Below are 20,151 nucleotides of genomic sequence, written 5' to 3'. Positions count from 1 at the left end.
TCGAACCGCCTCCCGCCCGCCACCGGCCGCGCCCCCCGGCCCTGGCTCCCCCGGCCCTGGCAGCAGGCAGCCCGGACGGGCCCTAACCGAACCGGGCCAGCTTCCGGCCCGACGCCGCCGCCCACACCCCCGGCAGCCGGTCCCGCGCCCGTTCCGCCTCCACGAGCTGGCCCGCGTAGAGCACGCCGTAGGCGAAGGGCTCGCCGTCGGCGTCAGCCTGGTCGGCCAGCGCCGCCGCCGCGACCACCGCGTCCTGGTGCTCTCCCAGCACCTCCTGGACGGCCTTCATCCGCTCCGCGTACCGCTCCGCCGCCGCGCCAATCGCGGGGGCCGCCGTCTCGCCGGCGTAGCGGGCGCGTTTGGCGGCCTTGCGGGCCGCGTGCAGGGCGCCGTCGCGCTCCGCGGGTCCCGCGGCGAGGGCGGTGTGGACGCGGGCGGCCGTGCGGCGCTGTTCGCGGGCCGCGATCCGGGAGAGCTCGGGGGCGGCGGCCCGGGCGGCGCGCGGGCGCAGCGGCGGGTCGGCGAGCAGCGCGGTCAGGGCGGCGGTGAGGCCCCGGCGGCGGGGGCTGTCGAGGGCGGCTACCACCTCGGGCCGGACCCGCCGGTACTCGGCCGCGCCGGACCGCTCCAGCACCCCGGCGACCCGTTCCGGCCCGCAGGCGGCGGGCAGCTCGCGGGCCCGGGCGGCCAGGCGTTCGGTGAGCACCTCGCGGTCCCGGGCCCGGCCCAGGGCGGCGCCCAGCCAGCGCAGGTCGGCGACCAGGGCGTCGGTGGCGCCGGGGTCGAGGAGCCGCCGGAAGGTCCGCAGGGCGCTGCGCAGCCGCCGGCAGGCGACCCGCATCCGGTGGACCGCGTCGGGTTCGTCCGCCCGGACGGCGTCCTCCAGCCCGGCCAGCACCGCCGCCTGGGCCTCGATGCGGTCGAGCAGGACCCGCCCCGCCGTGGTCTCGGGTCTCGCCATGGACGTGCACCCCCTCGTCGGGGTCACTGGGAACGCCTTCCAGGCTAGGTCCTTTCCGGCCGATCCTGCCGCACAGGAGCTGGTCGCGCCGCGCCCGGCGACCCCGCGACCGGCCGAGGGACTGTCCCCCGGGGGGGAGTACCCGTACGCGCCCTCGTGCCCGGCGTGAGGGCCATGGCATACTCCGGAGCGTGATGACCTCCACCCATGCGACCAGGGCCCTGCGGGCCGCGGTGTTCACCGCGCTCGCCGTGCCGATGGCCGCGTTGGGCCAGGTGGTCATCACCGGTCGCCCGCTGCCGCTGTCGCTGGTGGCCACGGCGAGCGCCGTCGTGTTCCTGGTCTCGGCCGTGCTGGCCGGCGGGGAGCGGCGGCTGCTGCACATCTCCGCCGTGATGGTGCCGGTCGAGCTGCTGCTGAACACGACCTTCAACCTGGGCCAGACCGGCTGTGGGCCGGTGCTGTCCGAGCACGTGTCCGCGCGCGGGGTGAACCTGCTGGTCTGCGGCGGCGGCTCGGTGGACGGCTCGCTGCTGGGCGGTCCGCTGGGCCACGCCGGCGAGTTGGCGCCGGTGGCGACCCAACTGCTGCTCCTGGTGGTGCACCTGGCGATCGCGCTGGCCGCCTCGGCCTGGCTGCGGCTGGGCGACGCGGCGCTGTCCGGCCTCGCCCGGGCGCTGCGCGCGCTGCACCAGTCACTGGCCCGCCCGCTGCGGGCGCTGCTCCTGCTGCTGGTCCCCGCCCCGGTGCGCCCGGTGCTGCGGGTGCCACTGCCGGTGTCGGACCACGAGCGGCCGCGCCGCGAGGACGTGGTGCTGAGCCCGGCTCCCCGGCGTGGTCCGCCGGTCTTCGCGCCTGCCTGCTGAGCGCGTACCCCCTTCCGTAAGCACGGTTCCGTACGCCCCCAGGCAGTGCGCACGACTCCCGCGTCACTTGCCCCGCCGCACCCGTGTGCGGCCACCCGCGCGCACCCGCGCGCCGCGTACAGGAGTTGACTTCCCCATGGCTCAGAACCAGCCCACCAAGCGCGAGGCCAAGCGCATCAGCGCCCGTGAGCGCATCCAGGAGGCACAGCGCCGCGAGCAGCAGGCCGCCAAGCGCCGTCAGCTGATCGTCGTCTCGGTCTCCGCCGTCGTCGTGCTGGCCCTGGCGGGCGGTGCGGCGCTCGCCATCAACGGCGGCAAGAAGAACGACGACAAGGCTGCCGCGGCCGCGTCCGCCGCCCCGCTGGTCGTCCCGGCCAACGCCACCGGCCCGAACGGCACGGTGATCACCCTGGGCAAGGCCGACGCCCCGCACACCATGGAGGTGTACGAGGACTTCCGCTGCCCGGTCTGCAAGCACTTCGAGGCTGCGAACGGCCAGACCGTCAAGCAGCTCACCGAGGATGGCCGGATCAAGGTGGAGTTCCACCTGGCCGCCTTCCTGGACAAGAACCTCGGTGGCAAGGGCTCGCGCACCGCGCTGGCCGCGGCCGGGGCCGCGCTGAACGAGGGCGTGGACAAGTTCAAGGCCTTCCACGACGTGCTGTACGCCAACCAGCCCGATGAGCGCAGCGACGACTTCGGCGACGTCAACCACCTCCTGGACCTGGCCGGCCAGGTCCCCGGGTTGAAGACGGACGCCTTCGTGAAGGCGGTCACCGACCGGACCTACGCGCCGTGGGCGGCGAAGGTGGCCGACGCGTTCAACGACAGCGGGGTGACCGGCACCCCGACGGTCAAGGTGGACGGCAAGGCGATCAACCTGTTCGCGGGCAACACCACCGCGACGCCCGAGCAGTTCACCGCCCAGGTCAAGCAGGCCGCCGGCCTGCAGTAGGCCCACCCCACCGCGCCCCACCGCACCGCACGGCACCACCGGCCCGGCCGAACTCCCGGCCGGGCCGGCCCCTCCCAGCCAGCCACCGGAGTGTTGCCATGACCGCCGCGACCACCGTGCACCCCTCCTCCCCGCCCGCCCCCGACGCCGCCGGCCGGGCCCCTATCGGCGCGGGCCGGGCCCTCGCCCTGCTGCTGTTCCTCGGCGGACTGGTCGGGCTGGCCGCCTCGGCCGTCCTGACCTTCGACAAGCTCCGCATCCTGGAGAACCCGTCGTACGTCCCCAGTTGCAACATCAATCCGATCATCAGCTGCGGCTCGGTGATGCGCACCGAGCAGGCGTCGGTCTTCGGCTTCCCCAACCCGCTGCTCGGGCTGGCCGCCTTCGGCGCGCTGACGGCGATCGGGGCGGGGCTGCTGGCCGGGGCCGCCTACCGGCGCTGGTTCTGGCTGGGCCTGCACGCCGGGACGGCCCTGGGCGTGGTGTTCGTGCACTGGCTGGTCGACCAGGCGCTGTACGAGATCGGCGCGCTGTGCCCGTACTGCATGGTGGTGTGGGCGACGGTGGTGGTGCTGTTCTGGTACACCACGCTGCACAACCTGCGCACGGGCGTGATCCCGGTCGGGCCCAGGATGCGGGCGGTCGTCCGGGAGGCGGCGCGCTACCACTGGGCGCTGCCGGTGCTGTGGGCCGCGGTGATCGCGCTGCTGGTGCTCAACCGGTTCTGGTACTACTGGAGCACCCTGCTCTGACCGGCCGGAGCGGGCTCACCCCACGTACCCCGCCGAGTGCAGCAGGGTGACGGCGCCGGTCCGCCGGGCCTCCAGGGCCCCGGTGAGCCGGCGTGCCGCGCAGGGGTGCAGCAGGGCGGCCGCCCGGGCGGGGGTGAAGTAGCCGTGGCCGGCGATCTCCTCGGCCTGCAGCCGGACCGCCGTGCCCGGTTCGAGCTCGCCACCGTCGAACATGAAGTGCACGGCGGGGTGGGCATGTCGGCCCTGGTCCGGGATCGCCTCCCGCCACTCCACCACCAGCAGCCGCAGCTCGCCCGCCAACAACCCGGTCTCCTCGCGCAGTTCGCGGGCCGCGCACTCGGCGGGCCCCTCCCCCGGGTCCATCCCGCCGCCGGGGAACTGCCACTGGTCGCGGTAAGTCGCCTTCAGCAGCAGGACCTTGCCCTCCTCGCCGGTGAGCAGCACGCTGCACCCGACGTAGGCGCGCACTATCCCGGAGAGCCACTCCTCCTCCGAGAGTGCCCAGGTCTCCGTCATCGCGCCTCCTTCGCCGGCTGTTCCCCGTCGCGGCCACTCTGCCGCAATCACCGCCGCGCGAAAGGTGGTTCGTACCTAATCCACCCGATCGGGTGCCGGTCCCCGTCAGCCGAAGACCGCTCGCCGGAGGGCGTTGCGCAGATCGGTGAGCCCCTGGGTGACCCTGCTGTGGTGCACCTGGTTGGTGAGCAGCAGGGCCCAGCGGCCGAGCCGGCGGGAGACCCAGATGCCGGTGCCGGTGAAGCCGTAGTGGACGAAGGTGCCCTCGGCCGGCTCGGTGCCGACGGCGTACAGCCAGGACAGGCCGCGCGCGGGGGCCAGGCCGCCGGTCTGCTCGCGCAGCGATTCGGTGATCCACGGTTCGCCCCAGGGGAGTCGGGGCGGCGGGGCCAGCAGGGCGGTGAGGAAACGGGCGAGGTCGCGGGCGGTGGAGAAGGCGCCGGCGTTGCCGGAGACGCCGCCGAGCAGCCGGGCGGACGGGTCGTGCACGACGCCGCGCAGGTGGGCGCCGGTCGGCTCGTGGTACTCGGTGGGGGCCGTCCGGGCCAGGTCCGCGCCGCCGAGCGGCCCGTAGCGGGTGTCGGTCATCCCGAGCGGCCGCCAGACCCAGCGGGCGGCGAGTCCGTCCAGCGGCGCACCGCCGAGGTCCTCGACCAGGTAGGTGAGCAGCACGGCGGCACGGTCGGTGTACTCGACGGCGGCCCCCGGCGCCCGGTGCAGCGGGGCGGCGACCACCCCGGCCCGGATCGCGGCCGGCTCCCGCCCGTAGAGCTGCTCGAAACGGGTGTACGGCAGCATCCCGGCGGTGTGGGCGAGGAGTTGACGAACCGTCACCACGCTGACCGGGTGCCCGGCGGCGGGCGGCCAGCAGCGGCCGAGCGGTTCGTCCAGCGGCAGCCGGCCGGACTGCCACAGCACCCCGGCACAGGGCCAGAGCGCCACGACCTTGGTGAGGCTGGCGAGGTCGTACAGGGTGTCCGGCCCCGGCCGCAGCCGCGCGTACGGGCCCTGCCCGAGGGTGCCGTGACTGCCGCCGCCGAGCGTGCCGCCGGCGTCGCCGACGGCCCAGACGGCGCCCAGGCCGACGGCGTGGGCGCCGTCCCGGACCAGCCGGTCCAGTTCCCCGCCGGGCGCGGCCAGGGCGGGGAGGCGCTCCGCCTCGGGTGCTCGGTGATTCACCCCGGGTGTCTACCCGGGGCGCCGAGCGCTCAGACCGCCGCCGGGAGTTCCTTGCCGAGGCAGATGCTCTGCGGGTGGTCCTTGTAGATGCCGAACTTGCGGATCGCGGCGTAGCCCTCGGAGCCGTACAGCGCGACGGCCTCGGGCTGCTCGGTGCCGGTCTCCAGGATGAGGCGGGTGCGGCCGGCCTCGACGGCGGCCTGCTCCAGCCGGTGCAGCACCGCCCGGGCCAGGCCCCGGCCGCGGGCGTCGGGGATGACGAACATCCGCTTCAGCTCGGCGTCGCCGTCGCGCAGGCCGTCCGGGCCGGCCTGCTTGGCCCGCCAGCCGCCGCAGGCGACCGGGCGGCCGTCCAGGTAGGCGATCAGGAACAGGCCGGCCGGCGCCTCGAAGTCCTCGGGGTGCAGCACGGTCTCGTCCGGGTCGCCGTAGCGCCGGACGTACTCCTGCTGCACCTCCGCCGACAGGGCCTGCGCGTCGGGGTGGGCGTACCCGGTGGTGCGGAACTCGACGGTGCCGGTGGCCCGGGTGGTGGTGCTCTCCATGACGGAAGAGCCTACGGCGCCGGTTCAGCGACCCTCGAACCGGGCGAGCAGCTCGGTCTTGCCGAACATCGCCGCGGCGTCGACGGCGGACGGCACCCCGGCCTTCGGGTCGGCGCCGCCGGCCAGCAGAGCCTCGACGACGTCCGTGCCGCCCTTGAAGACGGCGCCGGCCAGCGGGGTCTGGCCCTTGTCGTTGGCGCGGTTCGGGTCGGCGCCGCGCTGGAGCAGGGCTTCGACGGTGGCGGCGTGGCCGTGGTAGGCGGCCAGCATCACCAGGGTGTCGCCGCTGCCGTTGGTGAGGTCCGCCGAGACGCCCGCGTCCAGGGCGGTGACCAGGGTGGCGGTCTCGCCGGCGCGGGCGGCGTCGAAGAGCTTCCCGGCGAGCGCGATCACCTCGGCGTCGGGGGCATCGGTCATGTCGGGCTGCCTTTCCTGTGGGCCGTTCCGGCGGGACGGCGGGGGCCGGTGCGTACCGCACCGTAGCGGCCGGCGCCGGCCAGGGGCCAGCAGGCGTCCGGATTCCGGACGGCGGCCGCGCCGGTGCGGGTGCGGTACGGCGTACGGCCACACGGGTGCGCCGCCATCCGGGCGAACTTCCCGGACCCCCCGGAAACTTCCCACCCACCCCCCGGGAATGCCTCGCGGCACCGATTCCACGCGGCTTCCACGCGGCAGCCATGCGGCCCGAAGCCCCCACCACCGGCCGGTTCGCATACCGCCGTCCGGCTTCGGGAGCGGCATCGGGCGATAGAACCACCCGTTTGCGCCGTTCCGTCATCTATTACTTTTTGTCACGATTATGACACTTTAAGTAACACTGTCCCCCGTCCCCCTCCCCGAGGAGCAGAAGTGATCCTCTCGATTTCCGGCATCGTCCTGTTCGGCACCATCGCCTTTCTGTTCTTCCGCAGGGACGGACTGAAGGTCTCGCACGCCATCGTCTGCGCCCTGTTCGGCTTCTACGTCGCCGGTTCCTCGATCGCCCCGAGCATCACCGCGGGCGGCGCCAGCCTGGCGAGCCTGCTCGGCGGCATCCGCTTCTAGGCGGCGCCACTCCCCCACCGGCCCGGGCGCGGATCCCACCGCCCCGGGCCCCGTCGTACCACGAGCAGTCCCCCCCTCACCCCACCCGTCCCACTCGTTCCGGGGAGTCACGGAATGCCGCTCCACCGCCATCTCAGCAAGGGCCGCGAGATCGCCCGAACCGCCGGGGACCACGCCACCGACATGTTCGCCCCGCTCAGCGTGATCGGCCGCGGGCTGCGCCACCACGCCGGCTGGGCCAAGGACCGCTGGCAGGCCACCCCGAAGGAGCGCCGCGGCCCGACGCTGTTCCTGTCCGCCGCCGTGCTGGTCGGCATCTACCTGCTGCCGCACGGCCTGCTGTTCGCCCTGGTCGGCCTGATGGCCAGCGCCGCCTGGGCCGGCCGGGCCCCCAAGGCGGCGCCCGCCCCGCCCGCGCCCGACGTCGCCGACGTCAAGCTCGGCGCCCTCTACTCGGCGCTGACGCCGTACCTGTGCGGGCCCGAGGACGCCAACCCGCTGTACCACTTCGACGGCAGCTACAAGAGCGCCTTCGGCTCCTGGGAGTTCGACGGCGAGGGCCGGCTGTCCCGGCTGGAGCTGAGCTACCCGGCGTACTTCACCGACACCGAGCCCACCGCCCGGGCCCGGATCGAGCAGGTCGTCCAGGGCAAGGCCGGACGTGCCCGGGAGTACCGCTTCGACTGGGACGAGGAGTCCAACCGGCTGCGGATCACCGCGCTGGCCCCGCTGGCCACCGACATCGCCGCCCAGCGCTTCGTCGCCGCCCCGGGCGAGATCGTGCTCGGCTTCACCGACGAGGACGGCACCGCCCGCACCATCCCGGTCCACCAGGGCGGCACCACCGCCCAGCAGCCCCCGGTGATCTGGCGCACCGGACCGCGCTCCTCCGAGCCCCACCTGCTGGCGCTCGGCGTCGCCGGCTACGGCACCTCCAGCCTGATCCGCTCGATCGCGCTCCAGGCCCTCCCGTACGGCGACCTAGTGGTGATCGACGGCGCCGGGACGGGCGAGCACGCCTGCCTGGTCAACCGGCCCGGCGTGCACACCGTGGAGACCAGCCTGCACGGCGCGCTGGCGGCGCTGGAGTGGGCCGCCCAGGAGACGGAGCGCCGGCTCGCCGCGCTGAACGCCGCCCGGCACACCGGCACCGCGCTGCCCGAGGACCTCACCCGGCCGCTGTGGCTGCTGCTGGACCACCCCACCGAGCTGGGCGAGCTCGCCCACGCCGAGGGCCGCCCCGACCCCCAGGAACTGCTGGAGCTGCCGCTGCGGCACGGCCGGGCCGCCCGGGTCACCGTGGTGATCGCCGACGACGTCGAGGCCCGGGACCGGATCACCCCGACCGTCCGGTCCACCACCCGGGCCCGGGTGCTGCTCGGCCCCGCCGGGCCCGAGGAGGGCCGCGCCGCGCTCGGCGCGCCGCTGGACATCGTGCCCGCCGCGCACGCCCCGGTCGGCCGCGGCTACGCCCGGATCGGCAACGGCACCCCGGTCCGGCTCCAGGTGCCCGCCACCGTCGACCCGCTGGACGAGGACGCCCCGGCCCAGCTGCGGGACGCGGTGATCGCCCTGCTGCCGCACCGGGACAGTCGGACCGAGCCGGCCTCCGCGGCCCCTCCCCGCCCGGACCGTCCGCCGGTCGTCCCGGCGGACGCCCCGCCCGCCCACCCGGTCGACCTCGGCAAGGGCGAGCCGATGATCCGTTCCCGACCGATCTCCTGACCGCCCGGGAAGCGGGGGCGGCGACCGCCCCGGAATCCCCTCCGGGTACGCTCGTCACAGAAAGTCCGCACGATCACCAGCTGTGAAACAGGTGACACCTGGGGTGATATCACCGGCCAGATGTGACAAATCGGGCGACGGTGGGTACAAACAGGGGCGGCACGACAGACGACGCATGTCCCGGGACGGGAATCTTCGTCGGAAGCCGAGCGTTGACCGAACGACGAAGAACAGCGACCACTAGTCCTGTGGGCCATAAGCCCGGGAGGCACGATTCATGAGCGAGCGAGCTCTCCGCGGCACGCGACTCGGGGCCACTAGCTACGAGACCGACCGTGGTATCGATCTGGCTCCCCGCCAGACCGTCGAGTACGCATGTCAGAACGGACACCGATTCGAGGTTCCTTTCTCGGTCGAGGCGGAGATCCCCGCGACCTGGGAATGCCGCTTCTGCGGCCAGGAAGCGGCTCTTCTCGACGGTGACGAGCCGGAGGAGAAGAAGGCCAAGCCCACGCGCACCCATTGGGACATGCTGATGGAGCGCCGGACGCGCGAGGAGCTGGAGGAGGTGCTGGCCGAACGGCTGGCCGTGCTCCGCTCCGGCGGGATGAATCTCGCGGTGCACCCGCGGGACACCCGTAAGAGCGCCTGACCCACTTCGCTCCCGCCGCGAGCGGGAGGACGCGAAAAGGGGCCCTGGTCACCAGGGTCCCTTTCGCGTTGTCCGCCCGGCCCCGGCCGGGCGGGGCGCGGTACGACTGTGGGCCGCCCGGTTCTCCGGGCGGCCCACAGGTGTGTCCGCGGTCTCCAGCAGGTGTGCCCGCGGCCTCCAGGTCCCGGACAGGGCCTTGCGCGGTCAGCCGTCGATCGGCGGGCGGTAGCCGGTGTCCGGCCCCTGCGGGCCGCTCTCCGGGTCCACCACCTGGCCCTGGATGACCTTGCCGTCCGGGCGGTGGATGCGCAGCTGCTCCTGCAGCCGCATCGCGTCAGCGAACGGGTCGGTGCCGATCGTGGTGGTGCTGCGCATCGCCTTGTCCGCGACCCGGCGGCCGCCCGCCCGCCACAGCGCCCTGGTGGGCGGGAACAGCAGGGTCAGGGCGACCAGGTCGGACAGGAAACCGGGGATGATCAGCAACAGTCCGGCCAGCACGGTCAGGCTGGTGCCGGTCTGCGGCTGCTGGGACTGCGGGTTCTTGCTCTGCTCGATCGCCGCCGACAGCGCCCTCAGCCCGGCCCGCTTGATCAGCGAACCGCCGATCAACCCGCCGGCGATGAGCAGCAGCAGGACGGCGAGCCCGCCCAGCCAGGAGCCCACCAGGACCAGCAGCCAGATCTCCAGCACCAGCCAGGCGGTGATCAGCAGCGGCAGCACCCGGCGGATCCTGCTGCGCGGGACCGGACGGGTCGGGGTAGCTTGCTGGGTCACGGTACGAATCCACTCCAAGCGGTGCTCTGCGCGCCGCACGGGAGGTCCGGGCCGGCTACGGCACCACCTGGTCCAACGATTCCCCGGCGGCCGGTGTTCCGTCCGCGGTCTTCCGGCGACGGCCGAGCAGCACGGCGGCGGCGCAGGCCAGCAGGCCTCCGACGGCCAGCGTCCACTCCGGGGCGGCGCCGACCCGGTCGGCGACCGTGGTGCCGTCGCGCAGCGGGACGGTGGCGGACAGCTCGGCCGGGGTCAGCTCCGCGGTGCGCTGCTCCACGGTGCCGTCCGGGGCGATCACCGCGCTGATGCCGCTGGTGGCGGCGATCAGGACGGCCCGGCCGTGCTCGACGGCGCGCAGCCGGCTCATCGCGAGCTGCTGCTCGGGCTGGCCGGTCTTGGCGTAGGTCGCGTTGTTGGTCTGGACCACCAGGACGCGGGCGCCGCTGTCCACGGTGTCCCGGACGATCTCGTCGTAGGCCACCTCGAAGCAGATGACGTCACCGATCCGCGCCGGGCCGAGCTGCATCACGCCGTTGTGGTCGCCGGGGTAGAAGTCGCGGGCGACCCGCTGGAGGCGGGTGATCACCTTCATCAGCTGGGCGCGGAACGGCACGTACTCGCCGAACGGGACGGGGTGCTGCTTGGTGTAGGAGGAGCCGGGGCCGGTGACCGGGTCCCAGACGATGCCCTCGTTCTGGACGTGCTGGGCGTCCGGGCCGTCCACCAGGGTGCCGACCAGGGTGGGCACCCCGACGGCCTTGACCGCCTCGTCGATGCGCTGGCGGGCCAGCGGGTCACTGAACGGGTCGAGGTCGGAGGAGTTCTCCGGCCAGATCACCACGTCGGGCCTGGGCACCTTGCCGGCCTGGACGTCGGCGGCGAGCCGCTCGGTGGCCGAGGCGTGGTTGTTGAGCACCATCATCGGGCGGCCGAGGAAGTCCATCCCCGGGTTGGGCACGTTGCCCTGGACGATGGCGACCTTCACGGTGTCGGCCGCGGCCGTGGGGACCGGCACGAGGTAGCCGGCCAGCAGCGCGGCCACCGCGCCCAGCGCCGCCAGCGCGGCCGCCCTCGGGGCCCGGCCGGGACCGCGCACGCGCAGCGCGGCCCAGGCCAGCAGCGTGCCGGAGAGCGCGACCGCGAAGGTCACCAGCGGGGCGCCGCCGAGCGCGGCCAGCGGGGTGTACGGGGTGGCGGTGTTGGCGAAGGCCAGCCGGCCCCAGGGGAAGCCGCCGAGCGGCAGCCGGTCGCGCGCCCACTCCTGGGTGACCCACAGGCTGGCCGCCCAGAGCGGCCACCCCGGCAGCCGGGAGGTGAGCGCCAGCGCTCCGCCGAGCAGGGCCAGGAACAGCGCCTCGATCACCGACAGGCCGACGGTCGCGTCCCAGCCGACCACCCGCAGCCAGCTGAGCAGCATCAGGAAGAACGGGAAGCCGAAGGCGAAGCCCGTCCAGGCGCCCTGACGGAAGGTGCGGCCGCGGGTGAGCAGCGAGAGCGCGGCGACGCCGAGCAGGGACAGCGGCCACAGGTCGTACGGGGGGAAGGCGAGGGCCAGCAGCAGGCCGGCCAGCGCGGCCAGACCGGTGCGCGGCAACCCGGCCCGGACCTTGGCGAGCGCGCGGGCGCCGCGGCCGGGGGCGGAGGCCGGGTCCTGTGGCTCGGGAGCGGTCCCGGACCGCTCCTGGGTGACGGGAATGGCCACCGGCGCACCATCTTCCTGGGGCTTGCTGTTCGGACGCTGTGCGAAGAAGGTACCCCGGAAGGTCGGGGTCGCGTGAGGTCAGGGTGGTAGGGCCCTCCGCACCCGCCTCTCCGGCCCCTCCCCCTCCCCCTCTCCGTCCGGTTCCGGCTCCGGCTCCGGCTCAGCGCTCGGCGTAGTGGAGGCGCCCCAGCGGCCAGTGGTCGGTGAGCCAGGCGGAGACCGCGCGGTGGAGCGGGGCGTCCAGTTCGGCGCGGTCGGCGCGGACCCAGGAGCTGACCGAGACCGCCGACGGGTCCTCGCGGTCCGGGTGGATGTAGACGCAGCCGATCACCTCGTCCCGGTCCGGCTCCAGGACGGTGTAGGTGAAGCCGCGACGGGCCTCGAAGTCGGCGGCGTGGCGGCGCAGGTCGGCGAGGTTGTCCTCGAGCGGCATGCCGTCGACGGGCGGCCAGCCGCGGCCGGCCCAGCCGGGGGTGGCGCGGATGTGCTCGATGCTGCCCGTCCAGGCGGCGTGGTCGGAGGCGTTGTGCTGCTCGCCCAGGGGCTCCAGGCGGAACTCCGGGGCGAGCAGCTCGCGCGGGACGGTGAAGTCGGCGGGTACCAGTCCGGTCATGGTCGGCACCCTACGAGGCGGCCGCCCGCCGCTCATCCGGTTTACCGCTCGTACACCGTGCGACCGCGGACCACGGTGCGCAGGCAGACCGGCAACTCGTGGCCGGGAGTGAGGTCGGGCAGGCCGGGGGTGCCGGAGCGCGGGTCGGTGGACCAGCCGGCCACCCGGGAGTCGGGGGCCTGGACGACCAGCTCGTCGGCGGCCCAGACCGCGTAGTTGGCGATCGCGCCGGGCACCAGCACGCCGTCGTGGTCGCGGCCGATCGCGCGCCAGCCGCCGCGGGTGTGGGCGGTGAACGCGGCGCGGACCGAGATCCGGTGTTCGAGCGTCTGGTGGAAGGCCGCGGCGCGGACGGTGCCCCAGGGGTCGAGCGGGGTGACCGGGGCGTCCGAGCCGAAGGCCAGCGGGACACCGGCCCGCAGCAGCGCGGCGTACGGGTTGAGGACGGCGGCCCGCTCGGCGCCCAGGCGCTGCACGTACATGCCGTCCGGGCCGCCCCAGGCGGCGTCGAAGGCGGGCTGGACGGAGGCGGTCAGGCCGAGCTCGGCGAAGGCGGCGATGGCCTTGTCGTCCAGGGCCTCGGCGTGCTCGACGCGGTGGCGCAGTGCCTTGACCCGGTCGGCGCCGACCCGCTCGCCGGCCGTGCGCACGCCCTCGATCACGGCCGCGAGGGCGGCGTCGCCGATGGCGTGGAAGCCGGCCTGCAGCCCGGCCTCGGTGCAGGCGGCGACGTGGTCGGCGACCTGCTCGGCCGTCAGGTAGGCGGTGCCGGTGTGTTCGGCGTCGGTGTAGGGGGCGTGCAGGCAGGCGGTGTGCGAGCCGAGCGCGCCGTCCACGAAGAGGTCGCCGCCGGCGCCCACCGCGCCGAGCCGGCGGGCGGTCTCGACGCCGCCCAACTCGCCCCAGTAGCCGTACACTTCGGGGCCATCGCCGTCGGCGGCCAGGGCCAGCAGGGCGGTCAGGTCGGCCGCCGAGGAGATCTCCGGACCGGCGCACTCGTGCAGGGCGCCGATGCCCAGTTCGGCCGCGCGGGCCAGGGTGGCGCGCTGGGCCCGGCGGCGCTGCTCGGGGGTCAGCCGGGCGAGGGCGGTCTGCCGGACGGCGTGGTGGGCGTCCTTGGTGAGCGGGCCCTCGGCGTCGTGGCCGGGCCGGTCGCCGAGGCCCTCGGTGAGGGTGCGCAGCGCGGTGGTGGCGAGCGCGGAGTGGACGTCGGTGCGGGAGAGGTAGAGCGCGGCGCCGCGGGCGGCCTCGTCGAGTTCGGCGAGCGTGGGCGGACGGCCCTCGGGCCAGCCGGTCTCGTCCCAGCCGTGGCCGATCAGCACCCCGCCGTCCTCGGGCCGGGCCTCGACGAAGGCGGTGACCGCGGCCAGGGCGGCGGCCAGCGAGGGGCTGCCGGTGAGGTCGAGGCCGGTGAGCGCCAGCCCGGCGGCGGTGGCGTGCACATGGGCGTCCACGAAGGCGGGGGTGACCAGGGCGCCGTCCAGCTCGACGATCTCGTCCGCCGTCGCGGCGTACGCCTCGGCGGCGCCGTCACTGCCGACCCAGGCGATGTGCCCGCCCTCCACGAGCATCGCGGTGGCGAAGGGATCGGCGGGGCTGTAGACGGCGCCGCCGCGCAGCAGGACGGTCCGGGAGGTGCGTTCGGTCATGCGGCTAAGTCTGCACCTTGCTTTTCACTCCGCGGAGTCCGGCTCGACCTTCAGAGCTTCGGCGGCCGGGCCTCGTACGGGGTGGAGAGCACGACGGTGGTGCGGGTGGAGACTCCGGCGGCGCTGCGGATGCGGGCCAGTAGGTCCTCCAGGTCGCCGGGGGCGCCGACCCGCACCTTGAGGATGTAGTTCTCGTCGCCGGCGACGCTGTGACAGGCCTCGATCTCGGGCAGGCCGGCCAGGCGGTCCGGGGTGTCGTCGGGGGCGCTGGGGTCGAAGGGCTTGACCGAGATGAACGCGGTCAGCGCCAGGTCGACGGCGTCGGGGTCGATGATCGCGGTGTAGCCGCGGATCACCCCGCGCTGCTCGAGGCGGCGCACCCGCTGGTGCACCGCCGAGGTGGACAGGCCGGTGGCCTTGCCCAGGTCCGTGTAGCTCATCCGGCCGTCCTCTAGGAGCAGCTGGACGATGCGTTGGTCGAGATCCTCCACAGTGCGCAAACCTACCGGGTCGGGGACACCGGGGCGCACGGCGGTTGCGCACCCGCCCCGAGCCGAAGGGTGTGCCGGCGTCGAAGGCGACGAGCGGCAAGCGGCAAGCGGCAAGCGGCAAGCGGCAAGCGACGAGCGACAAGCGACAAGCGACAAGCGAGGGACGAACGCCGGAGGGTGAGCCCCTCCGGCCCGAGGGCGGGCGAGGAGGGCGACCGTCGGCGCCGGGTCAAGAGCGCACGGAGGCGAGCGGGCGGATCACAGTGGGACGGCAGGTGTCAGGCGGGCATGTGCCGGGTGAATGTGGCAGCCGGTGTGGCCAAGGACACACCCGGTGCATCACGGTGCACAACTCCGCAGGATTATGAGCCCGGATGGCAGGGAAGTGCTGGTTGTGGCCCTGAGCGACCACGCCGGGCCCGATCCTAGGGGGATCCTCATGCCTGCTACTGACCAGCGCGTGCTGGCCGCCGACGAGACCGACGATCCGACCGGCCGCGAGGACCTCGCGGTGGACCACGTGCCGGGCGGCGACCCGGGCGAGACCGAGGGCTGGGACATCTTCCGGGTCCACTGCCCCGAGTGCCGTCGCCCGATCGCCCTGGTGGCGGACGAGGAGCGGCTGCCGCAGCACGCGCTGCTGCCCACCGCCTGGAACCCCTTCTCCCCCGCGATCTGCCCCGGCTCGGGCACCCTCACCGACGACCTGGCCGAGGTGGAGAGCCCGGAGGACGACGAACCGACCGGGTTCGGCGCGCTGTTCAAGCTCCCGAGCGAACTCGACTGGCGCACCCAGCCGTTCTCGCACGCGCTGGTGCACCGCCCGGTGCGCGGCGCGGCGGTCGGCGTGGCCGCCCCGGTGAAGACCGTGCGGCCGATCGTCGCGACCGTGCCGCTGGCCACCATCCCGGAGCAGCGTCGGCGGCTCGCGCGTCGCTGACTCCCCTGGCCCGCCAGTGAATTGACGTTCCGTCAGGAAGTCGCCCCCGACCGCCGCTCCGCACCCTGGAGCGACGGCCGGAGGCCGTATCGGGGAGGGCCGCGGTCCTCCGTCCGGCCCCGGCTCAGCCCTTGGTGAGGTGGCGGCCGATCACCAGGCGCTGGATCTGGTTGGTGCCCTCGACGATCTGCAGCACCTTCGCCTCGCGCATGTAGCGCTCGGCCGGGAAGTCCTGGGTGTAGCCGTAGCCGCCGAGCACCTGGACGGCGTCGGTGGTCACCCGCATCGCCGCGTCGGTGCAGAACAGCTTGGCCATCGCCGCCTCCTTGGAGAACGGGCGGCCCGCGTCCTTCAGCCGCGCGGCGGCGAGGTACAGCGCCCGGCCGGCCTCGATCTGGGTGGCCATGTCGGCGAGCATGAAGGACAGGCCCTGGAAGTCGGCGATCGGGCGGCCGAACTGGCGCCGGGTGCGCGCGTAGTCAACCGCGAGGTCGAGCGCGGCCTGGGCGACCCCGATCGCGCAGGCGGCGATGCCGAGGCGGCCGGAGTCCAGTGCGGCGAGCGCGATCTGGAAGCCCTGGCCCTCCTCGCCGACCAGCCGCTCGCGGGCCACCCGGGCGCCGTCGAAGTGCAGCTGGGCGGTCGGGGAGGAGCGCATGCCCATCTTGTGCTCCGGCGGCGCGGCCGACAGGCCCTGCTGGGTGCCGGGGACCAGCAGGCAGCTGATGCCCTTCGGGCCGTCGGCGCCGGTGCGCACCAGCGCGCTGTAGAAGTCGGCCTGCCCGCCGTGGGTGATCCACGCCTTGGTGCCGTTCACGACGTACTCGTCGCCGTCGAGGTCGGCACGGGTGCGCAGGGCCGCCGCGTCGGAGCCGGACTGCGGCTCGGAGAGGCAGTAGGCGCCGAGCTGCTCCCCGGAGAGCATGCCGGGCAGCCACGTGCGGCGCTGCTCCTCGCTGCCGAAGGTGGCCAGCGCGTGGCAGGACAGGGTGTGCACGCTCACGCCGAGGCCGACGGCCAGCCAGCCGGCCGCCAACTCCTCCAGCACCTGGAGGTACACCTCGTAGGGCTGCTCGCCGCCGCCGTACTCCTCGCCGTACGGCAGGGACAGCAGGCCGGCCTCGCCGAGGGTCCGGAAGACCTCCCGGGGGAAGCGGCCGGCCGCCTCGTCCTCCGCCGCGCGCGGCTGCATCTCGCGCTGGACCAGGTCCCGGGTGAGGCTCAGCAGCTCGCGGGCCTCCTCGCTGGGCAGCTGGCGGTCCACGGCTTTCACGGGGGACGGGGTCATGGCGAGGGTCGCCTCCTCGATCGGGCGCCGGCCCGGGGTGGCGGGTGGTCCGGCGCGGTGTGGCAGGTCGGCCCGACCGGCACCGGGTTGCGGTGAACGGCCGTTCACAGGCGTGGCGAAGGCGAGTATGCCCCAAACCCGCGCTGCCGTCACGACCTGCACAGATCAACTGTCCGCAGTGGTGGGCTACGGCACCGTAGGGTTGACGATGTGGCTGCATCCGGAACCGCTCACTCCCTCTGTCCGCCCGTTCCCGCCGATCCGCCGACCGACCTCGGCGCGACCGGCGACGGCTCGGCGGACCTCGGCGCGACCGGCGACGGCGCGGCGGCGGCCATCGGTGCGGCCGACACCGCCGGGGCGCTCGCCCGGCTGGCCGCGGAGCTGCGCGCGCTGCCGCCCTCCTGCGGGCCGGTGCGGCTGGTCGCGGTGGACGGGCACGCCGGCTCCGGCAAGACGACCTTCACCGGGCGGCTGGCGGCGGCGCTCGGCGGGGCGCCGGTGATCCACCTCGACGACCTGGCCACCCACGCCGAGCTCTTCGGCTGGACCGGGCGGCTGCGCGAGCAGGTGCTGGAGCCGCTGGCGGCCGGCCGGGACGCCGAGCACCGGGTGTACGACTGGACGCTGCGCCGCTTCGCGGGCACCGCCCGGGTGCCGGCCGCGCCGGTGGTGCTGCTGGAGGGGGTCGGCGCGGGACGCCGGGAGGTCCGGCCGTGGCTGGCCCGGGTGATCTGGATGGAGTTGGACGCGGCCGCGGCCCGACGGCGGGGCGAGGAGCGGGACGGGCCGGAACTCGCCGGGTTCTGGGCGGGTTGGGCCCGCGCGGAGGCGGCGCACTTCGCCGCCGACCCGAGCCGTCCGCACGCCGCGACGAGGGTCGACGGGGTGACCGGACGGATCGCGCCGAGCACCGTCGGTGAAACTTCAACTAGGCCCTTGACCTGCGACATCACCAGGATCTAGGTTCTCCTCAGCTGCCGGAACCCACCGCTCCGGCCGCCTCGGACCCGGCGTCCCCGGCTTGTTCCCCCGTGAGCCGGGGGCGCCGTCCGGTCCCCTCCCCCGGCCTGCCGGGCCAGCGGTTTTTCGGCCATCCGACCGCTCAACCACCGTGTGCACGATCGCATTTGACCCTGCACGGCACCCTTCCGGATCAGCCCCGCGCCGGTACGATTCCCGGTAGGCGCATATGCGCCCCGGGGGCTCGACGACCACCGGCCCGGCTGCGCACAGACGATCCGCCGACCGAGCCCCGGGCCACACCGCGGGGGGCGTGAGTGACGACGGTGGACAGTTCCGACAGCACGGCCGGCGGTCCGGACCGACTCGCCGACCGGGCCTGGCAGCGTGCCATGGACGCCTACACGGCGGGCGCCTACGCCCGGGCCGAGGAGGAGTTCCGGGCGGCCGTCCGGCTCGACCCGGGCATGGCCGACGCCTGGCTCGGCCTGCACGCACTGCGCAGCGACACCTCGGCGGCACTGCTGGCCATGTACCGCAACCAGAACCGCTTCGGCGAGCAACGGCGGCTGCACCGGCGCCCGCTCAGTTCCTGGTACTGGCTGGGCTGGTGGGTGCAGCCGGTGCTGGAGGACACCCGCGACCTCGCGCTGGCGCACGCCTCGCACTGGCTGGACGGCCGCCACCTGGCCGAGCTGGACCGGGCTTTGGAGCAGTGCCCGGCGCCCAGCGAGGACCCGTCCGCGCAGTTCCTGTACGCCTGCCGGTCCTACCTGCTCAAGGACTGGGAGCAGCTGATCCGGGACACCGACCGACTGCTGGACGACCCCCTGCTCGGCATCGAGGCCGGGCTCTTCGCGGGCATGGCCCGGGTGCGGCTGGACATGTGCGCCCAGGCCCAGGCCCCGCTGGCGGCCTCGCTGGCCCGCTGCCGCTCCGAGCAGCCGCAGCGCAAGGAGCTGCGCTACTGGCTGGCCCGGGCGTACGAGGGCGCGGGGCGCAGCGCGGCGGCGCTGCCGCTGTACCGGGCGGTGCACCGGGCGGATCCGGCGTTCATGGACACCTCGGCCCGGCTGGCGGCGATCTCGGCGGAGGACTCGCTCGCGGACGGGCTGCTCGCCGACGAGCGCTCGGGCGGGCTGGACGGCGGCGGGTTCGACAACGGCGGCATCGACGGCACGGGACTGGACGGCGGCGGGCTCGACGGCACGGGACTGGACGGCGGCGGGCTCGACGGCACGGGACTCGACGGCGGCGGGCTCGACGGCACGGGACTCGACGGCGCGGGACCGGACGGCGGTGGACCGGGCGACGAGCCGGCCTTCCAGGACGACCCCGGGTATACCGAAAGCCCGCTCTACGAGGCCGAGTTCGGCATCGGCGGTACCCCGGCCGGCGGCGGGCCCTCGGTGGACGCCACGCTGGTGGACGGCCCGCTCGCCGCGCCCGAACCGGACACCGCCCTTGCGGGCAACGCCCCGCAGGCGGCCGGCGAGCGGACCGGCGGGGCGAGCGCCCCGGCCGGTCCCGCCGCGCCCTCACCGCTGCCGGCGCGCGGTGAGGCGCAGCCCCGGTCCGCTCCCCCTCCGGCGCCCCGGATCGCGGGCAACGAACGGGAGTTGGACGCGGCCCTGGCCGAACTCTCACTGATGGTCGGCCTGGAGCCGGTCAAGCGCCAAGTACGGGCGCTCTCCGCCCAGTTGAGCATGTCCCGACTGCGGGCCGAACAGGGCCTGCCGGTCCAGCCGCCGAAGCGGCACTTCGTCTTCTCCGGCCCCTCCGGCACCGGCAAGACCACCGTGGCGCGGATCCTCGGCCGGGTCTTCCACGCCCTCGGCCTGCTCTCCGGCGACCACCTGGTGGAGGCCCAACGTGCCGACCTGGTAGGTGAGTTCCTCGGCCAGACCGCGGTCAAGGCGAACGACCTGATCGACTCCGCGCTGGACGGCGTGCTGTTCATCGACGAGGCGTACAGCCTCTCCAACTCCGGCTACACCAAGGGCGACGCGTACGGCGACGAGGCGCTCCAGGTGCTGCTCAAGCGGGCCGAGGACAACCGGGACCGGCTGGTGGTGATCCTGGCCGGCTACCCCGAGGGGATGAACCGGCTGCTCGCCACCAACCCCGGTCTCAACTCCCGCTTCACCACCCGGGTCGACTTCCCCAGCTACCGGCCGAACGAGCTGACCGCGATCGGCGCGGCGCTGGCCGGCCGGGACGGCGACGGCTGGGACGAGGACGCCGCCGAGGAGCTGGCCAGCATCTGCACCCACGTGGTGCGCGAGGGCTGGATCGACGAGCTGGGCAACGGGCGGTTCATCCGCACCCTGTACGAGAAGTCCTGCGCCTACCGGGACTTGAGACTCTCCCTGCTACGCGAACCGCCTGGCCGGGAGGACCTGGCGACGCTGCGGCTGCCGGACCTGGTGCAGGCGTACGGGGAGCTGATCGACGGCCGGGGCTGATCCACCACCGGGGCTGATCGACGGCCGGAGCCGATCCACCGCCCGGACTGGTCCACCGCCCGGGCTGATGG

20 protein-coding genes are annotated in these 20,151 nt (G+C 74.5%); 9 read left to right on the top strand and 11 right to left on the bottom strand.

Annotated elements, in window-relative coordinates; all coding sequences use genetic code 11:
* Nucleotides 1–82: 82 nt before the first annotated feature.
* Entirely contained in the window at nt 83–961 is an 879-nt protein-coding gene (locus ACFWIS_RS10880) for a CHAD domain-containing protein (RefSeq protein ID WP_380463669.1), read from the bottom strand.
* Nucleotides 962–1,155: 194 nt separating this feature from the next.
* Between ACFWIS_RS10880 and ACFWIS_RS10875 the strand changes: the two genes are divergently transcribed.
* From ACFWIS_RS10875 to ACFWIS_RS10865, 3 genes are all read left to right on the top strand, one after another.
* The gene (locus ACFWIS_RS10875) at nt 1,156–1,827 is read left to right on the top strand and encodes a hypothetical protein (protein WP_380463671.1); all 672 of its coding nucleotides are present in this window, start codon (nt 1,156–1,158) and stop codon (nt 1,825–1,827) included.
* Nucleotides 1,828–1,963: 136 nt separating this feature from the next.
* Nucleotides 1,964–2,782 carry a DsbA family protein gene (locus ACFWIS_RS10870; protein ID WP_380523816.1) on the top strand — a complete coding sequence of 273 codons (819 nt, stop codon included), beginning with the start codon at nt 1,964–1,966 and terminating at the stop codon, nt 2,780–2,782.
* 98 nt (nt 2,783–2,880) lie between these two features.
* The gene (locus ACFWIS_RS10865; RefSeq protein WP_380457601.1) at nt 2,881–3,534 is read left to right on the top strand and encodes a vitamin K epoxide reductase family protein; all 654 of its coding nucleotides are present in this window, start codon (nt 2,881–2,883) and stop codon (nt 3,532–3,534) included.
* Nucleotides 3,535–3,549: 15 nt separating this feature from the next.
* Here ACFWIS_RS10865 and ACFWIS_RS10860 read toward each other — a convergent pair whose 3' ends face one another.
* The 4 genes from ACFWIS_RS10860 to ACFWIS_RS10845 all read right to left on the bottom strand — a co-directional run bounded on the left by ACFWIS_RS10860 (nt 3,550) and on the right by ACFWIS_RS10845 (nt 6,191).
* Nucleotides 3,550–4,050: an NUDIX domain-containing protein gene (locus tag ACFWIS_RS10860; RefSeq protein WP_380457600.1), complete on the bottom strand. Its 501-nt coding sequence runs from the start codon at nt 4,048–4,050 to the stop codon at nt 3,550–3,552.
* A 105-nt stretch (nt 4,051–4,155) separates the two neighbouring features.
* Nucleotides 4,156–5,229 (bottom strand): serine hydrolase domain-containing protein, encoded by a 1,074-nt coding sequence (locus ACFWIS_RS10855; RefSeq protein WP_380457598.1) that lies wholly within the window; start codon nt 5,227–5,229, stop codon nt 4,156–4,158.
* A 29-nt stretch (nt 5,230–5,258) separates the two neighbouring features.
* A complete protein-coding gene (locus ACFWIS_RS10850; RefSeq protein WP_380457596.1) occupies nt 5,259–5,774 on the bottom strand; it encodes a GNAT family N-acetyltransferase in 516 nt (171 codons plus the stop codon).
* Between the two features lie 24 nt (nt 5,775–5,798).
* Complete coding sequence (locus ACFWIS_RS10845; RefSeq protein WP_380457594.1) at nt 5,799–6,191, bottom strand: ankyrin repeat domain-containing protein; 393 nt, start codon at nt 6,189–6,191, stop codon at nt 5,799–5,801.
* 432 nt (nt 6,192–6,623) lie between these two features.
* Between ACFWIS_RS10845 and ACFWIS_RS10840 the strand changes: the two genes are divergently transcribed.
* From ACFWIS_RS10840 to ACFWIS_RS10830, 3 genes are all read left to right on the top strand, one after another.
* Nucleotides 6,624–6,818: a hypothetical protein gene (locus tag ACFWIS_RS10840; RefSeq protein ID WP_097238968.1), complete on the top strand. Its 195-nt coding sequence runs from the start codon at nt 6,624–6,626 to the stop codon at nt 6,816–6,818.
* Between the two features lie 114 nt (nt 6,819–6,932).
* Nucleotides 6,933–8,543 carry a hypothetical protein gene (locus tag ACFWIS_RS10835; RefSeq protein ID WP_380523814.1) on the top strand — a complete coding sequence of 537 codons (1,611 nt, stop codon included), beginning with the start codon at nt 6,933–6,935 and terminating at the stop codon, nt 8,541–8,543.
* Nucleotides 8,544–8,820: 277 nt separating this feature from the next.
* On the top strand, nt 8,821–9,195 hold the full coding sequence (locus ACFWIS_RS10830; protein ID WP_380457589.1) for an RNA polymerase-binding protein RbpA: 375 nt from the start codon (nt 8,821–8,823) through the stop codon (nt 9,193–9,195).
* A gap of 204 nt (nt 9,196–9,399) precedes the next feature.
* On the opposite strand, the gene fxsA is transcribed toward ACFWIS_RS10830, so the two are convergent.
* The 5 genes from fxsA to ACFWIS_RS10805 all read right to left on the bottom strand — a co-directional run bounded on the left by fxsA (nt 9,400) and on the right by ACFWIS_RS10805 (nt 14,424).
* Nucleotides 9,400–9,969, bottom strand: a complete 570-nt coding sequence (fxsA, locus tag ACFWIS_RS10825; protein ID WP_380457587.1) for an FxsA family membrane protein — start codon at nt 9,967–9,969, stop codon at nt 9,400–9,402.
* A 55-nt stretch (nt 9,970–10,024) separates the two neighbouring features.
* Nucleotides 10,025–11,665, bottom strand: a complete 1,641-nt coding sequence (gene lnt, locus ACFWIS_RS10820; protein ID WP_380457614.1) for an apolipoprotein N-acyltransferase — start codon at nt 11,663–11,665, stop codon at nt 10,025–10,027.
* Between the two features lie 166 nt (nt 11,666–11,831).
* The gene (locus ACFWIS_RS10815) at nt 11,832–12,284 is read right to left on the bottom strand and encodes an N-acetyltransferase (RefSeq protein ID WP_380457584.1); all 453 of its coding nucleotides are present in this window, start codon (nt 12,282–12,284) and stop codon (nt 11,832–11,834) included.
* A 41-nt stretch (nt 12,285–12,325) separates the two neighbouring features.
* Nucleotides 12,326–13,933, bottom strand: a complete 1,608-nt coding sequence (locus ACFWIS_RS10810; protein WP_380457582.1) for an amidohydrolase — start codon at nt 13,931–13,933, stop codon at nt 12,326–12,328.
* A 50-nt stretch (nt 13,934–13,983) separates the two neighbouring features.
* The gene (locus tag ACFWIS_RS10805; protein WP_030058365.1) at nt 13,984–14,424 is read right to left on the bottom strand and encodes an Lrp/AsnC family transcriptional regulator; all 441 of its coding nucleotides are present in this window, start codon (nt 14,422–14,424) and stop codon (nt 13,984–13,986) included.
* A 439-nt stretch (nt 14,425–14,863) separates the two neighbouring features.
* On the opposite strand from ACFWIS_RS10805, the gene ACFWIS_RS10800 reads away from it, so the two are divergent.
* Complete coding sequence (locus ACFWIS_RS10800; RefSeq protein WP_380457579.1) at nt 14,864–15,364, top strand: hypothetical protein; 501 nt, start codon at nt 14,864–14,866, stop codon at nt 15,362–15,364.
* Between the two features lie 124 nt (nt 15,365–15,488).
* On the opposite strand, the gene ACFWIS_RS10795 is transcribed toward ACFWIS_RS10800, so the two are convergent.
* Nucleotides 15,489–16,652, bottom strand: a complete 1,164-nt coding sequence (locus tag ACFWIS_RS10795; RefSeq protein WP_380457576.1) for an acyl-CoA dehydrogenase family protein — start codon at nt 16,650–16,652, stop codon at nt 15,489–15,491.
* Nucleotides 16,653–16,988: 336 nt separating this feature from the next.
* Here ACFWIS_RS10795 and ACFWIS_RS10790 point away from each other — a divergent pair, with 336 nt between their 5' ends.
* Nucleotides 16,989–17,618, top strand: coding sequence for a uridine kinase (locus ACFWIS_RS10790; protein ID WP_380457612.1), 630 nt, complete (start codon nt 16,989–16,991; stop codon nt 17,616–17,618).
* 389 nt (nt 17,619–18,007) lie between these two features.
* Complete coding sequence (locus ACFWIS_RS10785) at nt 18,008–20,080, top strand: AAA family ATPase (RefSeq protein WP_380457610.1); 2,073 nt, start codon at nt 18,008–18,010, stop codon at nt 20,078–20,080.
* The last annotated feature ends 71 nt before the right edge of the window (nt 20,081–20,151 follow it).

The sequence above is a fragment of the Kitasatospora sp. NPDC127060 genome (genome assembly GCF_042724935.1).
Classification (GTDB): domain Bacteria; phylum Actinomycetota; class Actinomycetes; order Streptomycetales; family Streptomycetaceae; genus Kitasatospora.
This window is presented reverse-complemented; position numbering and strand designations above follow the sequence as displayed.